We start from the raw sequence: 16936 nt of genomic DNA, 5'->3' as shown, positions 1-16936 counted from the left end.
CGCCCAGGCCGGATGCCGGATGTCTCCTTCTCGATCTGGTGGGTGCTGGCTCCGCTGCTTGCGTGGCTGGCGTTCACCCTGTGCGTCACGCTCGTGCGCGAGCGCCGCCGGCATTCCGCAAGACTCGCGCGCACGCGCAAGGCCGTCGGCATCCTCGCGAACGGCACGCCCGCCATGGCGCAGGTGATCTCCCTTCACGACACGGGCCAGCGCCTCTCGGGCGAGGGCACCACCTGGGCGATCGCGAAGCTGCATCTTCGCGTGCAGGCCACGGCGAGCAACGAGGCCTTCGACGTCGACCAGACCACCGCCATCGCCCTGCCCGACCTGCCCGACCACGCGGCCGGAAAAGCCATCGCCGTGCGCTTCGACCCGGCGAGCCGTGAAGTCGTCCTCGAGCGTCGTGGCAACTCGCCGGTCCACCACGGCGCAGACAGCTCCCGGCCTCGTCCACCCGCGGAGGCTGCCGGCCGATGAAGACCGTCAAGCCCTTGCGCCTTGGCATCCTCACCCGGCCTTACCGCTGGCAGGGCGTCGACCAGCTCGGCGTGGCCGTCACGGCATTCGCCAGCCTGGAAGCAGAACCCAAGCTCATGGCCGACCAGGAGCTGTGGCAGACCGTCGGCGAGGAAATCGGCGGCATGGGCGTGTTCGACATGGGCGTGCCCAAGTGCATGCCGGAAGTGCTGGCGAGCGGCCACGCATACACCCGCCACCAGCAGGACAAGACCGCGTGCGCCGTGCGCCTGCGCGTCGCCGGCCTGGAGAAGTCCCTGCACGTATCCGGCGACCGCTACTGGCTCGACGGCCGTCTGAGCGCGCCGCAGCCTTTCGAGGCGATGCCGCTGGACTGGGCGCATGCCTACGGCGGGCCCGACGTGCCGGAGAACCCCACCGGCATTGGCGCGTTCGACGAGACGGTCAACGGCGTGCGCACCCGCCGCGCGCCCAACGTGGAAGCCGTTCATGGGCGCGTGCGCTCGCGCGGGCAGGAGGTGGCACCCGCCAGCTTCGGCCCGGTGCCCATCGACAGCCCCCGGCGCATGGCCCTGATGGGCAGCAGCTTCGGGCAGCACTGGCTGGACCGGCACTTCCCCGGTTTCGCCCCGGACATGGACTGGCGCTTCTTCAACGCCGCGCCCGAAGACCAGCGCTGGCCGGCCCTGCAGGAGCTGCCGCCAGGTGCTCCCTACGAGATCCTCAACATGCACCCGGACAAGCCGGTGCTGGCCGGCACCCTGCCCGACTGGCGCGCGCGCTGCTTCGCGAGCTTCGACAAGGAGGGCAACGGGCTGCGCGAGATCGGCCTGCGGCTGACCACCGCCTGGTTCTTTCCGCATCGCGAGCGCGTGGCGCTCGTCTGGCATGGCGTGCTGCCGGTGCGCGAGGACGACGCGGCGGACGTGCGGCACATCATGCCGGCGCTGGAGTTGCCCCGGCAGCCGCGCACGCCCGAGCACTACCAGTCCGTGCTGCTCCAGCGGCTGGACACCGCGCGAGGCGGCCTGCTCGCCTTTCGCGACAGCGACCTCGCGCCCAAGGCCATTCTCGGCAACTGGAGCGTCCTCGACGCACCCGACCCGATGGCACGGCCGCTGGTGCGCAACCTCCGCGCCGGACAGCAGCGCGACCACGAAAGCCGGCGAGCCGAACTCATCGCGCTGGGCGTGGACCCCGACAAATACCTGCCAGCGCCCCTGCCTCCAGCCGCGCCGCTGGCCTTCGACGACGTGCCCGAGTATTTCGAGCGAATGCAGGAAGAAATGATGGAAGCCCGACGCAAGCTCGAGGCAGAAGGCGCGCAGATGCGCCGCAGGCAGGAAGAAGAAATCGACCCGGCGCTGCTCGACAAGAGCCGCGGGCAGCCGCAGCGCTTCGATCCGGACGCGCTCATCCGGCAGCTCGAACAGCTTGCCGCCGCGCCAGCCACCTCGGGACCGCCCCCCGCGCTCATACCCGCCGGAACCACGCAGCGGATGACGGTGCAGATCAGGCAGGGCTACCTCCACGGTGCCCACCTCTTCGACCCCGCGCCGCCCATGCCCTCGTTCCGCTCCGCGAAGCTGCGCCGGCAGCTGGCGGCGGCGGCTCCCGGCGAGCGCGATTTCCGCGGCATGCGGCTTGTCGGCGCCGACCTCTCGGGCATGGACCTGAGCGGAGCGGATTTTTCCGGCGCCGCCCTCGAAGACGCCAACCTCGAGGGAGCCCTGCTCGCGAACGCCGACTTCAGCGGCGCGGTGCTGGCCCGCGCCAGGCTGTCGCGCGCCTCGCTGGCCAATGCGATCCTGCGCAATGCCAACCTCGGCGGCGCGCAATGCGAGTTCTCGGATTTCTCCGGCGCCGACCTGAGCGGGGCCAACTGCGAAAAGGCTCGCTTCGAGTCATGCAACATGGCCAACACCACTTTCGACCAGACGCGCCTGGCCGAGAGCGAGATGAGCCGGTGCGACTTCCGTGGCTCCGATTGGCACCAGGTGTTCCTGACGAAGCTGCGCATGAACGGCATCGCCTTCGACGGAGCCTCCTTCCGGCAGGTGGTGTGGCTCGAATGCACGCTGGCGGACGTGCGTTTCGTCAACGCGTCACTGGTGCGTTGCGGCTTCGTCACCACCGACTGCAGCCGGTCGACCGATTTCTCCGACGCGCGGCTCGACGCCTGCAGCTTCGCGCACGGAAGCACGCTCGCCGGAGCCGTCCTGCGCCGCTGCGTGCTCAGGCACTGCGGGCTGCGCACCACGCCGCTGACGCGCGCGGACCTGGCACAGGCGCGCCTGGACAACTGCGACTTCTCCGAATGCGCGCTGCAGGAGGCCAACCTGGAACGGCTCGTCGCCGGCGAAAGCCTCTTCGTACGCGCCGACCTCACCGGCGCCACCCTGCGCGGCGCCAACCTCATCGATGCCAACTTCTCCAAGGCGGTCTTCACGCAGGCCGATCTCAGCGGAGCCAACCTGTTCCGCACCGACGTGTCGCAAAGCCTGATCGACGGCACCACCCACCTGCTCGGCGCCTACACGCAGCACGCCCGAACCTTGCCCGCGCGACGCGCCCCTTCCGCCGAATGACCCGCGATGAACTCGTCGACAAGGTCCGCCACGGCATCCAGGTCGGCAGCGCCGACTGCAGGGGATGGGACTTGAGCGGCCTCGACCTCTCGGGCGCGATGATGGACGACGTCGACTTCGGCGACGCGAACTTCTCGCACGCCGACCTCGAGGGCAGCTCGCTCTCGCATTGCAGGCTGTCGGGCTGCGACTTCTCCTTCGCTCGCCTGAAGGAAGTGCAGTTCTTCCGCAGCCGCATCGATGCCGCGCGGCTCGAAGCCGCCATGCTGGAGGGAGCCTCTTTCGCCGAATGCCATGCGGCGCAGGCCAGCTTCGTGGAGGCAAGGCTCGACTACACCCGGTTCTTTCGCTGCGAGCTGGCGGAAAGCCGCCTCGGGTCTTCCCGGTTCGAACGGGCGAGCTTCATGGAGTCGCAGCTCGGGCGCGCCGATTTCAGCGGCGCGGCGCTGGCCTACGTGACCTTCCACCGGCTCGACCTGAGGACGGCGGTCTTCCAGGGCGCGTCGGCCACGAACGCGATGTTCCTGGAGTGCGACCTGAGCGGCCAGCGCTTCGCCGGCCTTTCGCTGCCGATGTGCCAGTTCACCGACAGCCGCCTGGACGGCGCCGACTTCGGCGGTGCCACGCTCACCCAGGCCAACTTCAAGGGCGCGACGCTGAAGCGGGCGAACTTCTCGAACGCGGACGCGTGCCAGGCCCTGTTTCCGGAGGCCGACCTCGGCGACGCCGACTGCAGGGGCGGACGCTTCGACCAGTCGATCTGGGCGGAAGCACTGCTGGAACGCGCCGATTTCTCGGGAGCCCGCCTGCCGCTTTGCGTGTTCCACCGCGCACGCTGTGCCGGCGCGAGCTTCCGCGATGCCGCGATGCAGGATGCCGACCTTTCGTATGCCGACCTGAGCGGCGCCGACCTCGGTGGCGCGCACTTCCTGCGCACCCGCCTGCATCGCGCGCAGCAGCAAGGCGCCCGGTTCTCCAGCCGCGCCGGAATCATCGAGAACGAGCCCGAACTCTTCAAGGCGCAGGCCTGGTCCGGCCCGCACTGAACCCCGCATCCGACAACCCGCTTTCCGAAGAAACACACCAACCAACATCGAGAAGGAATCAGCCATGAATGTCGTTCCACTGCGCCCTGCCCCCGCGACGACCGCCGCGCCGGTCCATTTCGTCGGCCGGCTGACGGCCTCGCTGCCCGATGCGAACCTCGAGGTGGAAGACGAGCACGGCGAAACCTGGCGCTGCCGCCGCGCGGCCAGCTGCCTGCTGCGGCCCGAGGCGGGCGACACCGTGCTGCTCTCCGGGCCCGACCGCAGCCGGGTGTATCTGATCGCAGTGCTCGAGCAAGCCGACGGTTCGGTCAGCCGGCTCGATGCTGCCGGCGCACTCTCGATCGAGAGCCCGGGCGGCCTGCGGCTGAGCAGCGGCGCGGAGCTGCAGATGCGGGCCGCGCAGTGGAACCTCCAGGCCGACAGCGGCCAGTGCCGTGTCGACGACATGCGCTTCACCGGCCAGGCGCTCGATGCGACGGTGGGCCGGCTGCGGCTGGTCGGCCAGGTCTTCGAGTCGGTGGCGGACCGCGTGGTGCAGATGGCACGCAGGGCGCTGCGCGTGGTGGACGAGACCGAACAGGTCCGCGTCGGCCATCTCGACTGCGAAGCCGGCGGCACGGCGCGCCTGCACGCCCGGCACACGGTGGTCACTGCGAGCGACCTCGTCAAGGTCGATGCCGCGCAGATCCACATGGGCTGACCCGTCCCCCGCCGAAAGGAGCACCGCCATGTTCGCCAACTGCCAGCTGATGGGAATGGACCTCGCCTTTCCCGACGTCTGCAAGACGCCGCCCGCCGCGATGGCGCCCATTCCATACCCCAACATGGCGTTCGGCCCCACGGCCGTGCCGAACGCCTGGAACATCCTCTTCATGTGCATGCCCGCGCACAACATGGCAACCACCACGCCGATCACGCTGGGCGACACCACGGGCGCGGGCGGCGGCATCGTCTCGCAGACCTTCATGAGCCAGTCGCGGCACGTGACGGGTGCGTTCACCGTGCTGGTCAAGGGCACGCCGGCCACGCGCATGACCAGCCTGAGCACGCAGAACCGGGGCAACATGGTGGGCATGCGGATCGTGCCCAGCCAGTGCAAGGTGATGATCCTGTCGCCCTGAAAGCCTCGGGCGCAGCCCGGGTAGCCGGAACCGGGCCGGCCCCATATCCGGCCAGCGGATAAGGAAGCGCGCAAATCTTCGTTCGCCGCGCAGGCATCGCGGCCTAGAGTGCCCAGCTCCTTTCGCCGTTCTCCGGAGTTGTTTTCATGCCTTCCCCTTCGCGCGCGCCCTCCGCTTCGTGGCTGCGCCGCCTTGCCCTGCCGCTGGGCGGCCTCGCCCTCGGCCTGGCGCTCCAGCTTTCCGCCCACGCCGCCGACCTGCGCGTGGGCTTCATGCCCGGCCCGTACCGCGATGCCTTCACCAACGGCATCGAGCCCCAGCTGAAGAAGCTGGGCTACACCGTCAAGTACGTCGAGTTCAGCCAGGGCGTGCAGCCCAACGACGCGGTGGAGCGCGGGCAGATCGACGCCAACATCTTCCAGCACACGCTGTATCTCGAGGCCACCAACAAGCAGCAGGGCTTCGACCTGGTGCCGGTGGTGCACGTGCCGACACCGCCGATGGGCCTTTACTCGCAGCGCCACAAGTCGCTCGACACGGTGCCCGACGGCGCCACGGTCACGCTGCCTTCGGATCCGGTGAACGCGGCGCGCGCGCTCAACATCCTCGCGGGCATCGGCTGGGTGACGCTCAAGCCGGGCGTAAGCCCGATCTCGGTGTCGGAGCGCGACATCGTGGCCAACCCCAAGCGCCTGAAGCTGGTGCCGCTCGAAGCGGCGCAGGCCCCGCGCTCGCTGGCTGATGCCGACATCGCCGCCGTGCAGGGCAACTTCGCGATCGCCTCGGGGCTGAAGCTGACCGAGGCACTGAAGCTTGAGAACATGACGCTGCCCTACGTGAACGTGGTGGCCGTCAAGCGCAGCAACGAGAAGGCGAAGTTCGCGCAGGACATCGCAGCCGCCTACCAGTCGGCCGAGTTCCAGCGCTTCTTCAAGGCAAACCCGGCATGGGCCGGCTACCGGCTGCCGGACTACTTCTCGCAATGAGCCTTCCGAACAAGACCCGGCCGCGGCAGCTGCACCTCAACGTCAACATCCTGCATTCGGGCTTCGTGCCCTCGGCGTGGCGCCTGCCGGAGAGCGACCCGCGGGCCTTCGCCGACATCGCGCACTACATCCGCACGGCGCAGATCGCCGAGGCGGGCAAGCTCGACGCGGTGTTCCTCGCGGACAACGCGGCCATCGTCGACCAGATCCACTTCCGCCCGATCACCGCGCTGGAGCCCACGGTGCTGCTGGCCTGCGTGGCCGCGGCCACCACGCACATCGGCCTGATAGCCACCGCCTCGACCAGCTACAACGAGCCCTTCAACATCGCCCGCCGCTTCGCCACGCTCGACCACGTGAGCGGCGGCCGCGCAGGCTGGAACATGGTGACCACGGCCGACCTGCCCTCGGCGCGCAACTTCGGCTTCGACGCCGTGCCCGACCATGCGAAGCGCTACGCACGCGCCTCGGAGTTCACCGACATCGTGAAGGCACTGTGGGACAGCTGGGAGGACGACGCCTTCGTCGGCGACAAGGCCACCGGCAGCTTCATCGACACGGCGAAGGTGCAAGCCATCGCACATCGCGGCGAGCACTTCGCGGTGCAGGGACCGTTGAACCTGCCGCGACCGCCGCAGGGGCACCCGGTGCTGGTGCAGGCCGGAGCTTCGGCCGACGGGCGCGAGCTGGCGTCGCGCCACGCGGAGGCGGTGTTCTCGGCCTCGCAGTCCTTCGAGGAATCGCTGGCCTATGCGCGCGCCCTGAAGACTCGCGCCGCCGAGCTGGGTCGCGGCCCCGACGCGGTGAAGGTGCTCGCGGGCCTGACCACCATCGTCGGCTCCACCGAGGCCGAAGCCATCCGCCGGCGCGACGAGCTGGTCGACCTGATTCCGTGGGACTACAGCCTGACGCGCATCGCCGGCACGCTGGGCATCACGCCCGACCGGCTGAAGCTGGACGAGCGCCTGCCAGACAACCTTCCCCTGCCCGCCAATGGCAACGGCAACCATACCTTCTTCAACGCGGTGGTCGCTGCCGGCCGCACGCACGGCTACACGGTACGCCAGCTGATCCGCGAACTCGCGGGCGGCGGCGGGCACCGCGTGATCGTGGGCACGCCGGAGCAGATCGCGGACGACATCGAGCGATGGTTCAGGGCCGGCGCGGCCGACGGCTTCAACCTGATGCCCGATGCGCTGCCGCACGGGCTGCAGGATTTCGTCGACGGCGTTGTGCCGATCCTCCAGAAGCGCGGGATCTTCCGCACGGAGTACGAAGGGCGCACGTTGCGCGACCACTTGGGGCTGGCGCGGCCTGGCGGGCGAACGGCGCAACGACTGGCTGCCTGAAGCGCGACAGGCAAGGCAAAGAAAAAGGCCGCGAGAACCGCGGCCTTTTTCGTTTTCCTTTTCGTCACTCCTCGTCGGCGTCGTTGCCCGTGAGCGACAGCACTTCCTCGACGAAGGCCTCGAAGAGCGGCAGCTCCGCGGGCAGGCCCTCGATGGATTCGGCCTCGCCCGCATCGAAGAAATGCGGCTTGCCCACCGGCATCGAGGCCCATTCGCCGGCCTCCAGCAGCAGCCCCAGATAGCCGTCGGCGGTCGGCACATAGAACAGCCCCGCGCTCTCGAGCACGCGCTGCCCCTTCTTCTTGCCGCGCCCCCAGCTCACGCCCTGCCCGGCCAGGTGTTCGGTGATCCAGCCGTCGCACACGTGCGTGTCGCGCCAGCTTCCCTGAGCATCGAATACGGCCAGAACGGGCATGGGGCGTCCTTTTCTGAAGGAAGAGTTATTGCAGGAAGCTGGGCTTCGCGTAGCCCTGGAACTTGCTGTCGACCACCGCCTTGAACTCCTTCGAGCGGTAGGCCTCGGCGATGTCCTTGGCCCACTGGGTGTTCTTGTCGGCGGTCTTCACGGCGACCACATTCAGGTAGTAGTCGGGCGTCTTCTCGAGCACCACGGCCTCGGTGAGCTTCAGGCCCGACGAAATCGCGAAGTTGCCGTTGACGATGGCGTACTCGGTGTCGCCGAGCGAACGCGGCAGCTGGGCGGCTTCGAGCGGAATGAACTTCAGCTTCTTCGGGTTCTCGGCCACGTCCTTTTCGGACGCGCGCAGCGGGTCGATGCCGGCCTTGATGGTGATCAGCTTGTTCTGCTCCAGCAGCACCAGCGCGCGGGCCAGGTTGCTCGGGTCGTTCGGCAGCGTCACGCGGTCGCCTTCCTTCACGTCGGCCAGCGTCTTGCGCTTGGTCGAGTACACGCCCATGGGCGCGATCGGGCCCTGCACCAGTTCGGCGAGGTCGAGCTTCTGGTCGGCAGCGAACTTCTTCAGGTAGACCTGATGCTGGAAGAAGTTGGCGTCGAGCGAGCCCTGGGCCAGCGCGAGGTTGGGCTGCACGTAGTCGTTGAACTCGACCAGCTTCACCTTGTAGCCCTTCTTCTCGAGGATGGGCACGATGCCGGCCTTGAGCTGGTCGGTGTTGGAACCGGCGGTGCCGCCGATCACGAGGTTCTTCTTGGCGGGGTCTTGCGCGTGGGCCTGCAGCGAGAGGCCGCCCAGCGAAAGGGCTGCCAGCGACAGGGTGAGAACGGAACGGCGCAGGAAAACGGTCTTCATGAGATTGGAGAAACAGTGAAAAGGGAAAGAGGGATCAGCGCTTGTCGAGCCTGCGTGCCGTGGCGTTGCCGGCGAATTGCAGGATCTGTACCAGCACCACGAGCAGTGCCACGGTGAGCACCATCACGTCGGTCTGGAAACGGTAGTAGCCGTAGCGGATGGCCAGGTCGCCGATGCCGCCGCCGCCCACCACGCCGGCCACGGCCGAGTACGAGAGGAAGCTCACGGCCAGCACCGTCAGCGCCAGCACCAGGCCCGAGCGGGCCTCGACCAGCAGCACGCGCCAGACGATCTGCAGCTCGGTCGCGCCCATGGCGTGGGCCGCCTCGATCACGCCGCGCGGCACTTCGCGCAGGCACTGGTCGACCAGCCGCGCCAGGTAGGGAATGGCCGCGAACGACAGCGGCACCGCGGCGGCCAGCGGCCCGATGGAGGTGCCCGCGATCACCCGCGTGAACGGCACCAGCGCCACCAGCAGGATGATGAAGGGGAACGAACGCACCGTGTTCACCAGCCAGTTGAGCACCAGGAACGCCGGCTTGTTCTCCAGCGACTGGCCCGGCCCCAGCAGGAACAGCAGGATGCCCAGCGGCCCGCCGATCAGCACGGCGGCCGAGAGGCCGATGGCCAGCATCATGAAGGTCTGGCCGGTGGCGACCCAGAGTTCGGGGAGGATGGGGGCGATGTTCTCAAACATAGGCCAGCTCCTGCGCGCCCACCTGGGCGGATGATTGCGCGGAACGGGATTCGCGCGCCTCGCGCTCGCGACGGCGCACCAGCTCGTCGATCTCGCGGCCCAGCGCGGTCTTGCGCTCGGCGTCGCCCGCGGCGTCGACGGCGAACTGCTCCACCAGCCGGCCCTTCTCGAGGATGGCCACGTTGCGGCACAGCACCTCGACCACCGACAGCTCGTGCGTGACGATCACGATGGTCACGCCGATCTTCTGGTTGATGTCGCGCAGCGTTTCCAGCAGCGAGCGCGTGGTCTCGGAGTCGAGCGCCGAGGTGGGCTCGTCGCACAGCAGCACCTGCGGGCGCGGCGCCAGCGCGCGGGCGATCGCCACGCGCTGCTTCTGGCCGCCGGAAAGCTGGGCCGGGTAGGTGTCGATCTTCTCGGCCAGGCCGACCAGGGCCAGGCATTCGCGCACGCGGGCGTCGATCTCGGCCTTGGAGTGGCGGCCATGGATCTTCAGCGGGAAGGCCACGTTGTCGAACACCGTGGCGTTCTGCAGCAGGTTGAACTGCTGGAAGATCATGCCGATGTTCTGGCGCGTGTCGCGTAGCTCGCTGCGCGAGAGCGTGGTGAGGTCGCGCCCGCCGACGAAGACGCGGCCCGCGTCGGGCCGCTCCAGCAGGTTGATGAGGCGCAGCAGCGTGGACTTGCCGGCGCCGCTCTTGCCGATCAGGCCGAACACGTCGCCCTGCTGGATGTCGAGCGACAGCGATTGCACGGCGTCGAACACCTCGCCGTTGGGCAAGGCGAACGATTTCTGCACCGATTGGAGACGGATGACTGGCGCCGCGTGATCGCCGCGGCCCTCGTCAGGCGTAGGGTGGGTCATGGAGAAGAAGCGCGGCCCGAGCGGATGGCGCAAGTCGCGTAGGTTCGCAAAAAGGTGCCGAGTATGAAAAGAAACGCAGCGAAAGGGAACGAACAAATCGGCGCTTGCTTATGCACCAAAGCACATAAGGGCACAGCCTACACCGCTTTCCGTCGCCATATGGGCCATATGGATATGAGCATTGGTTCGTTCCCTTCGGCACCGGGCAATGCCACATTCGCGCCTTCATTTTTTCGATTCGCGCAACGACATGCACACCAATTTCCGCCGCCGCACCTTTGCCCTCGCTACCCTGGCAGTCGCCCTCTTCGCCGGCGGCAGCGCCTTCGCACAGGACAAGAACTCGATCAAGGTCGGCGTCTCCGTCGGCAACGGCGAGCAGATCTTCGAGGTGGTCAAGAAGGTCGCCGCCAAGGACGGGCTGAACATCCAGGTCGTGGTGTTCAACGACTACCAGCTGCCCAACGCCGCGCTGGCCTCGGGCGACCTCGACGCCAATGCCTTCCAGCACCAGCCCTTCCTGGACAACCAGAACAAGGCGCGCGGCTTCGACATCGTGCCCGTGGGCCTGACCATCACCGCGCCGCTGGGCTTCTACTCGCGCAAGATCAAGTCGATCGACCAGTTGCCCGACGGCGCCTCGGTCGGCATCCAGAACGACCCGTCGAACGGCAACCGCGCCCTGCTGCTGCTGCAGCAGGCCGGCCTGATCACGCTGAAGCCCGACGCTGTGAAGAACAACAACGCCACGCCGCTGGACGTGGTGACCAACCCCAAGAAGCTGAAGCTGGTGGCCCTCGACGCGGCCCAGCTGCCGCGCTCGCTGGACGACCTGACCATCGCCTCCATCAACAACGACTACGCCGAGAAGGCCGGGCTGTCGCTGAACAAGGACGCGGTGATCAAGGAATCGCCGAAGAGCCCCTACGCCAACCTGATCGCCGTGCGCCGCGCCGACAAGGACAAGCCCTGGGCCAAGCGCCTCGTGGCGGCCTACCAGTCGCCCGAGGTGAAGAGCTTCATCGAGACCCAGTTCAAGGGCTCGCTGGTTCCGGCGTTCTGACACGCACCCGGTTGTCCCCCTTGCCCCCGTGCGCTCGCGCCGCGCCGGGGGCTTTTTCTTTTTACGCCTGACATGTGTCTGAAGGTATCTTTCGGGCTTCATCAACCCGGAGGGTCCTTTCCATGTTCTCTCGACGCACCTTTTCCGCCGGCCTTGGCGCCCTCGCGCTGGCCGCCGCGACCACCGCTCCGGCGCAGCTCGCACCCAGGGAAGCCGGCAACCAGGCCCCCGGCCAGATCAGCGTGAGCGGCTCGGCCGCCGTGCGCGTGGCGCCGGACGAGGTCTATCTCACGGTCGGCGTCGAGAGCCGGGACAAGAACCTGCAGGTAGCCACGACCGACAACCGGGAGCGCATCGCCAAGGCACTGGCGGTCATCAAGCGCTACGGCATCCCCGAGAAGAGCGTGCAGGTCAACTACATCGACGTCCAGCCCACGTACGACTACCAGAGCAGCTATACCGTCCCGAAGGCCTACGTGGCCCACAAGAGCATCGGCATCAAGGTCACGAAGCTCGACACCTTCGAGCCGCTGCTGACCGACCTGTACGCGGTGGGCGTGAACCAGGTCGAGAACATCGAATTCCGCAACACCGACATGCGCAAGCACCGCGACAAGGCCCGCGAGCTGGCGGTGATCGCGGCGCGCGAGAAGGCCGACGCGCTGACCTCCCAGCTGGGCGTGAAGCGCGGCCGCGCGATGCGGATCAGCGAAAGCTCGGGCTGGAACTGGGGCGGCTGGGCCGGCCGCTACCGAAACGAGGGCCAGCTGATGCAGCAGAACGTGATGCAGGTGGCCCCGCGCTCCGGCGGCCAGGGCGAAGGCGGCGAAGGTGACCTGTCGGTCGGCCAGATCAGCATCACGGCCACGATCAGCGTGGACTTCCAGCTTGAATAACGCTGCTTCCGGGGTCATCTGTCACCCGTGAGAAAATGGCGGGTTCCCCCGGGACACCCTCCCCTACACAGCCAGACAGTCAGGACACCCCATGGACGCAGAACAAATCAACCAAATCGGCGCAATGCTTGCGGACCTGAGCGCCCGCACGGTCGATTTACGGAGGTATCTTTGACTACGATGCAAAAGCCGAACGCCTGAGGACGGTCAACGCATCGCTCGAAGATCCCAACGTCTGGAACGACCCGAAGAAGGCCCAGGAACTGGGCAAGGAAAAGAAGTCGCTCGACGACGTGGTCGTCACGCTCGACCGGCTCACCAGCGGCCTGTCGGACAACACCGAGCTCTACGAGATGTCGAAGGAAGACGGCGACATCGCCGGCCTGCAGGCCATCTCCGATGACGCCGAGACGCTCGAGGCCGACATCAAGCAGCTCGAATTCCGCCGGATGTTCAGCAATCCGGCCGATCCGCTGAACGCCTTCATCGACATCCAGGCCGGCGCCGGCGGCACCGAGGCCTGCGACTGGGCCAGCATGCTGCTGCGCCAGTACACCAAGTACGCCGAGCGCAAGGGCTTCAAGGCGCAGCTCGAAGACGAGACGCCCGGCGACACCGCCGGCATCAAGAGCGCCACCATCAAGGTGGAAGGCGACTACGCCTTCGGCCTGCTGCGCACCGAGACCGGCGTGCACCGCCTGGTGCGCAAGTCGCCGTTCGACTCCTCGGGTGGCCGCCACACCAGCTTCGCCAGCATCTTCGTGTACCCGGAGATCGACGACTCCATCGAGATCGAGATCAACCCGGCCGACGTGCGCACCGACACCTTCCGCGCCAGCGGCGCCGGCGGCCAGCACATCAACAAGACCGACTCGGCCGTGCGCCTGACGCACATCCCGACCGGCATCGTGGTGCAGTGCCAGGACGGCCGCAGCCAGCACAGCAACCGCGACGTGGCCTGGAAGCGCCTGCGCTCGCGTCTGTACGACCACGAGATGCGCAAGCGCCAGGAAGAACAGCAGAAGCTCGAAGACAGCAAGACCGACGTGGGCTGGGGTCACCAGATCCGCAGCTACGTGCTGGACAACAGCCGCATCAAGGACCTGCGCACCAACGTCGAAGTCTCGGCCACGCAGAAGGTGCTCGACGGCGACCTCGACGTGTTCATCGAAGCCTCTCTCAAGCAGGGCGTGTAAAACCGATGAGCCTGCAAAGCCTGAAGGGTGGCAAGGTCGAAGCCTTCATCTTCGACATGGACGGCACCATGATCGACTCCATGCCCTGGCATGCGCGGTCGTGGGTGGAGTTCGTGGCGCGCCACGGCCTCGAACTCGACGTGAGCGACATCCTCGCGCGCACCACGGGCCGCACCGGCACCGAGTGCATGCGCGAGCTGTTCGAGCGCGAACTCTCCGACGCCGAGTGCCAGGCCATGGTGCACGAGAAGGAAGAGATCTACCGCGCCATGTTCAGCGACAACTTCACCGAGGTGGCAGGCTTCACCGCCTTCGCCAAGGCCGCCGTTGCGCGCGGCCTGAAGGTGGCGGTCGGCACGGCCGGCGACAGGCACAACATCGAGTTCGCCATGTCGCGCCTGAAGATGGACCCGCTGCCGCTGGCCATCGTGGGCGGCGACGAGGGCTTCAGCGGCAAGCCCACGCCCGCCATCTTTCTCGAAGCCGCGCGCCGCATAGGCGTTGCGCCCGAGCGCTGCATCGTCTTCGAAGACGCCCCCTTCGGCATCGAGGCCGCCCGCCGCGGCGGCATGCGCGCCGTGGCCGTCTGCAGCACCCATACCGCCGCCGAGCTGGCCGGCCCCCATGTGATCGCCGCGGTTCGCGACTACGACGAACTCGCCCATTCGAACTTTCTGGAGACCCTCGATGCTGCTACGTGACGCACAAGGCCAACCCATCGCCATCCGCCGCGAAGACTACGCCGCCCCGGCGTACTGGATCGACACCGTCGACCTGACCTTCGACCTCGACCCCGCCAAGACCCGCGTGCTCAACCGCATGCAGATGCGCCGCAACCCCGAGGCGCCGGTGCAGCCGCTGCGCCTGGACGGCGACGAGCTGAACCTGGCGCGCGTGCTGGTCAATGGCCAGGGCGCATCGTTCCGCATGGAGGGCGACCAGCTCGTCATCGACGGCCTGCCCGACAGCTTCGAGCTCGAGATCTTCACCACCTGCTGCCCCATCAAGAACACCAAGCTGATGGGCCTGTTCGTGAGCGAAGACACCTTCTTCACGCAGTGCGAGGCCGAGGGCTTCCGCCGCATCACCTACTTCCTCGACCGTCCGGACGTGATGGCGAGCTACACCGTCACCCTTCGCGCGGCCAAGGCCGCCTACCCGGTGCTGCTGTCGAACGGCAACCTGGTCGAGCAAGGCGAGCTGCCCGAGGGCCGCCACTTCGCCAAATGGGTCGACCCGTTCAAGAAGCCCAGCTACCTGTTCGCCCTGGTGGCGGGCAAGCTGGTGGCGCGCGAGCAGCGCATCAAGGCGCGCAGCGGCAAGGAGCATCTGCTGCAGGTGTACGTGCGCGCCGGCGACCTCGACAAGACCGAGCACGCGATGAATTCGCTCATCAACTCGGTGCTGTGGGACGAGGCCCGCTTCGGCCTGCCGCTGGACCTGGACCGCTTCATGATCGTCGCCACCAGCGACTTCAACATGGGCGCCATGGAGAACAAGGGCCTGAACATCTTCAACACGAAGTACGTTCTGGCCAACCAGGCCACCGCCACCGACGCCGACTACAGCAACATCGAGAGCGTGGTCGGCCACGAGTACTTCCACAACTGGAGCGGCGACCGCGTGACCTGCCGCGACTGGTTCCAGCTCTCGCTGAAGGAAGGCCTCACCGTCTTCCGCGACCAGGAATTCAGCCAGGACCTGTGCGCTGACGCCTCGGCCCGCGCCGTGAAGCGCATCGAAGACGTTCGCGTGCTGCGCACCGCCCAGTTCCCCGAGGACGCCGGCCCCATGGCCCACCCGGTGCGGCCCGACAGCTACATCGAGATCAGCAACTTCTACACCGTCACCATCTACGAAAAGGGTGCCGAGGTGGTTCGCATGATGCAGACGCTGGTCGGCCGCAAGGGCTTCGAGAAGGGCATCACGCTCTACTTCGAGCGCCACGACGGACAGGCCGTGACCTGCGACGACTTCGCGCAGGCCATTGCCGACGCGAACCCCGAGTCGGAACTCGCCCGCCTGCTGCCCCAGTTCAAGCGCTGGTACAGCCAGGCCGGCACGCCGCGCCTTGCCGCCCATGGCGTGTACGACGCGCAGAACCGCAGCTACACCCTGAGCGTGGTGCAGAGCTGCCCGCCCACGCCGGGCCAGCCGACCAAGGAACCTTTCGTCATTCCGCTGAACATCGGCCTGCTCGACGCGAGCGGCCGCGAGCTGCCGATGCAGCTCGAAGGCGAAGGCGACGTGACCCGCGGCACCCGCACCCTGGTGCTGTCGCGCGCCGGCGAGCAGATCACCTTCGTGGGTCTCGACGCAGAGCCGGTGCCCTCCATATTGCGCGGCTTCAGCGCGCCGGTGATCCTCGACTTCGAGTACACCGACGCCCAGCTGCTCACCCTGCTGGCCAACGACCCCGATCCGTTCAACCGCTGGGAAGCCGGCCAGCGCCTAGGCCTGCGCGCCGCTCTGCAAGGCATTGCCGCCCTGGCCACCGACACCACGCCGGTGCTGAACGACGCCTACATCGACGCCATGCGCAGCGTGCTGCGCAACCCGCAGCTCGACGCCGCCTTCAAGGAACTGGTGCTCACGCTGCCGTCGGAAACCTACATCGCCGAGCAGCTCGACGTGGTCGACCCGCAACGCGTGCACCTCGTGCGCGAAGCCATGCGCGCCCAGCTGGCCACCGCCCTCTTCGCCGACTGGCAGTGGGCGTATGAAGAGAACCACGACACCGGCGCCTACAGCCCCGACCCGACCTCCTCGGGCCGCCGCGCGCTGGCCGGCATGGCGCTCAACTTTCTGTGCCTGGCGGCGCGCTCCTCGGGCGACGTCGTGTGGCCGGGCAAGACGCTGCAGCGCTTCAAGGACGCGGGCAACATGACCGACCGCTTCAACGCCCTCAACGCGCTGGTGGCGTCGGGCCACAGCCTGGCGGCGCAGGCGCTCGCGCGCTTCCACGCCATCTTCAAGGACGAGGCGCTGGTCATCGACAAGTGGTTCTCGCTGCAGGCCGGCGCGCCCGACCGCGGCGGCGACATCCTGCCGCTGGTGAAGCAGCTGATGAAGCACCCCGACTTCTCGCTGAAGAACCCGAACCGCGCGCGCAGCGTGATCTTCAGCTACTGCAGTGCCAACCCCGGCGCCTTCCACCGCCCCGACGCGGCCGGCTACGTGTTCTGGAGCGAGCGCGTGATCGAGCTCGACGCCATCAACCCGCAGGTTGCCGCCCGCCTCGCGCGCGCGCTCGACCGCTGGAGCAAGCTGGCCGAGCCGTACCGCAGCGCCGCTCGCGAGGCGATTGCCCGCGTGGCAGCCAAGCCCGACCTGAGCAAGGACACGCATGAAGTCGTGACCCGCGCCCTGGCTGGCAACTGA

Annotated in this window: 16 protein-coding genes; 12 read left to right on the top strand and 4 right to left on the bottom strand. The window is 67.8% G+C overall.

Annotation, left to right across the window (positions count from 1 at the left end; all coding sequences use genetic code 11):
• Positions 1-12: 12 nt before the first annotated feature.
• The 7 genes from BMY35_RS15210 to BMY35_RS15180 all read left to right on the top strand — a co-directional run bounded on the left by BMY35_RS15210 (position 13) and on the right by BMY35_RS15180 (position 7570).
• Complete coding sequence (locus tag BMY35_RS15210; protein WP_093200289.1) at positions 13-477, top strand: hypothetical protein; 465 nt, start codon at positions 13-15, stop codon at positions 475-477.
• Positions 474-3065, top strand: coding sequence for a DUF2169 family type VI secretion system accessory protein (locus tag BMY35_RS15205; protein WP_093200286.1), 2592 nt, complete (start codon positions 474-476; stop codon positions 3063-3065). Before BMY35_RS15210 ends, BMY35_RS15205 begins: the two co-directional genes overlap by 4 nt.
• Positions 3062-4111 carry a pentapeptide repeat-containing protein gene (locus BMY35_RS15200; protein ID WP_093200283.1) on the top strand — a complete coding sequence of 350 codons (1050 nt, stop codon included), beginning with the start codon at positions 3062-3064 and terminating at the stop codon, positions 4109-4111. The genes BMY35_RS15205 and BMY35_RS15200 overlap by 4 nt, the downstream gene beginning before the upstream one ends.
• Positions 4112-4175: 64 nt before the next feature.
• Entirely contained in the window at positions 4176-4814 is a 639-nt protein-coding gene (locus BMY35_RS15195) for a DUF3540 domain-containing protein (RefSeq protein ID WP_093200280.1), read from the top strand.
• Between the two features lie 28 nt (positions 4815-4842).
• Entirely contained in the window at positions 4843-5235 is a 393-nt protein-coding gene (locus tag BMY35_RS15190; protein ID WP_019658249.1) for a DUF4150 domain-containing protein, read from the top strand.
• 146 nt (positions 5236-5381) lie between these two features.
• The gene (locus tag BMY35_RS15185; RefSeq protein ID WP_093200277.1) at positions 5382-6221 is read left to right on the top strand and encodes a MetQ/NlpA family ABC transporter substrate-binding protein; all 840 of its coding nucleotides are present in this window, start codon (positions 5382-5384) and stop codon (positions 6219-6221) included.
• Positions 6218-7570, top strand: coding sequence for an LLM class flavin-dependent oxidoreductase (locus BMY35_RS15180; protein ID WP_093200274.1), 1353 nt, complete (start codon positions 6218-6220; stop codon positions 7568-7570). Before BMY35_RS15185 ends, BMY35_RS15180 begins: the two co-directional genes overlap by 4 nt.
• A gap of 64 nt (positions 7571-7634) precedes the next feature.
• Here BMY35_RS15180 and BMY35_RS15175 read toward each other — a convergent pair whose 3' ends face one another.
• From BMY35_RS15175 to BMY35_RS15160, 4 genes are read right to left on the bottom strand one after another with little or no spacing between them, the layout of a single operon-like run.
• The gene (locus BMY35_RS15175; protein ID WP_093200271.1) at positions 7635-7985 is read right to left on the bottom strand and encodes a hypothetical protein; all 351 of its coding nucleotides are present in this window, start codon (positions 7983-7985) and stop codon (positions 7635-7637) included.
• Positions 7986-8010: 25 nt separating this feature from the next.
• On the bottom strand, positions 8011-8838 hold the full coding sequence (locus tag BMY35_RS15170) for a MetQ/NlpA family ABC transporter substrate-binding protein (RefSeq protein ID WP_093200268.1): 828 nt from the start codon (positions 8836-8838) through the stop codon (positions 8011-8013).
• Positions 8839-8872: 34 nt separating this feature from the next.
• Positions 8873-9535 (bottom strand): methionine ABC transporter permease, encoded by a 663-nt coding sequence (locus BMY35_RS15165; RefSeq protein ID WP_093200265.1) that lies wholly within the window; start codon positions 9533-9535, stop codon positions 8873-8875.
• On the bottom strand, positions 9528-10400 hold the full coding sequence (locus tag BMY35_RS15160; RefSeq protein ID WP_093200485.1) for a methionine ABC transporter ATP-binding protein: 873 nt from the start codon (positions 10398-10400) through the stop codon (positions 9528-9530). Before BMY35_RS15160 ends, BMY35_RS15165 begins: the two co-directional genes overlap by 8 nt.
• A gap of 250 nt (positions 10401-10650) precedes the next feature.
• On the opposite strand from BMY35_RS15160, the gene BMY35_RS15155 reads away from it, so the two are divergent.
• The 5 genes from BMY35_RS15155 to pepN all read left to right on the top strand — a co-directional run bounded on the left by BMY35_RS15155 (position 10651) and on the right by pepN (position 16936).
• A complete protein-coding gene (locus BMY35_RS15155; RefSeq protein WP_093200483.1) occupies positions 10651-11463 on the top strand; it encodes a MetQ/NlpA family ABC transporter substrate-binding protein in 813 nt (270 codons plus the stop codon).
• A gap of 122 nt (positions 11464-11585) precedes the next feature.
• Positions 11586-12359, top strand: a complete 774-nt coding sequence (locus BMY35_RS15150; RefSeq protein ID WP_093200250.1) for an SIMPL domain-containing protein — start codon at positions 11586-11588, stop codon at positions 12357-12359.
• Positions 12360-12450: 91 nt separating this feature from the next.
• A protein-coding gene (gene prfB, locus BMY35_RS15145; protein ID WP_143080683.1) for a peptide chain release factor 2 occupies positions 12451-13555 on the top strand; the annotation gives its coding sequence in 2 pieces (ribosomal slippage) (positions 12451-12531 and positions 12533-13555; 1104 coding nt in all).
• A 5-nt stretch (positions 13556-13560) separates the two neighbouring features.
• On the top strand, positions 13561-14256 hold the full coding sequence (locus BMY35_RS15140) for an HAD family hydrolase (protein WP_093200244.1): 696 nt from the start codon (positions 13561-13563) through the stop codon (positions 14254-14256).
• Complete coding sequence (gene pepN / locus BMY35_RS15135) at positions 14243-16936, top strand: aminopeptidase N (RefSeq protein ID WP_093200242.1); 2694 nt, start codon at positions 14243-14245, stop codon at positions 16934-16936. The genes BMY35_RS15140 and pepN overlap by 14 nt, the downstream gene beginning before the upstream one ends.

The organism is Variovorax sp. YR750 (assembly GCF_900109805.1).
In the GTDB taxonomy this organism is placed as follows: Bacteria; Pseudomonadota; Gammaproteobacteria; order Burkholderiales; family Burkholderiaceae_C; genus Variovorax; species Variovorax gossypii.
This window is presented reverse-complemented; position numbering and strand designations above follow the sequence as displayed.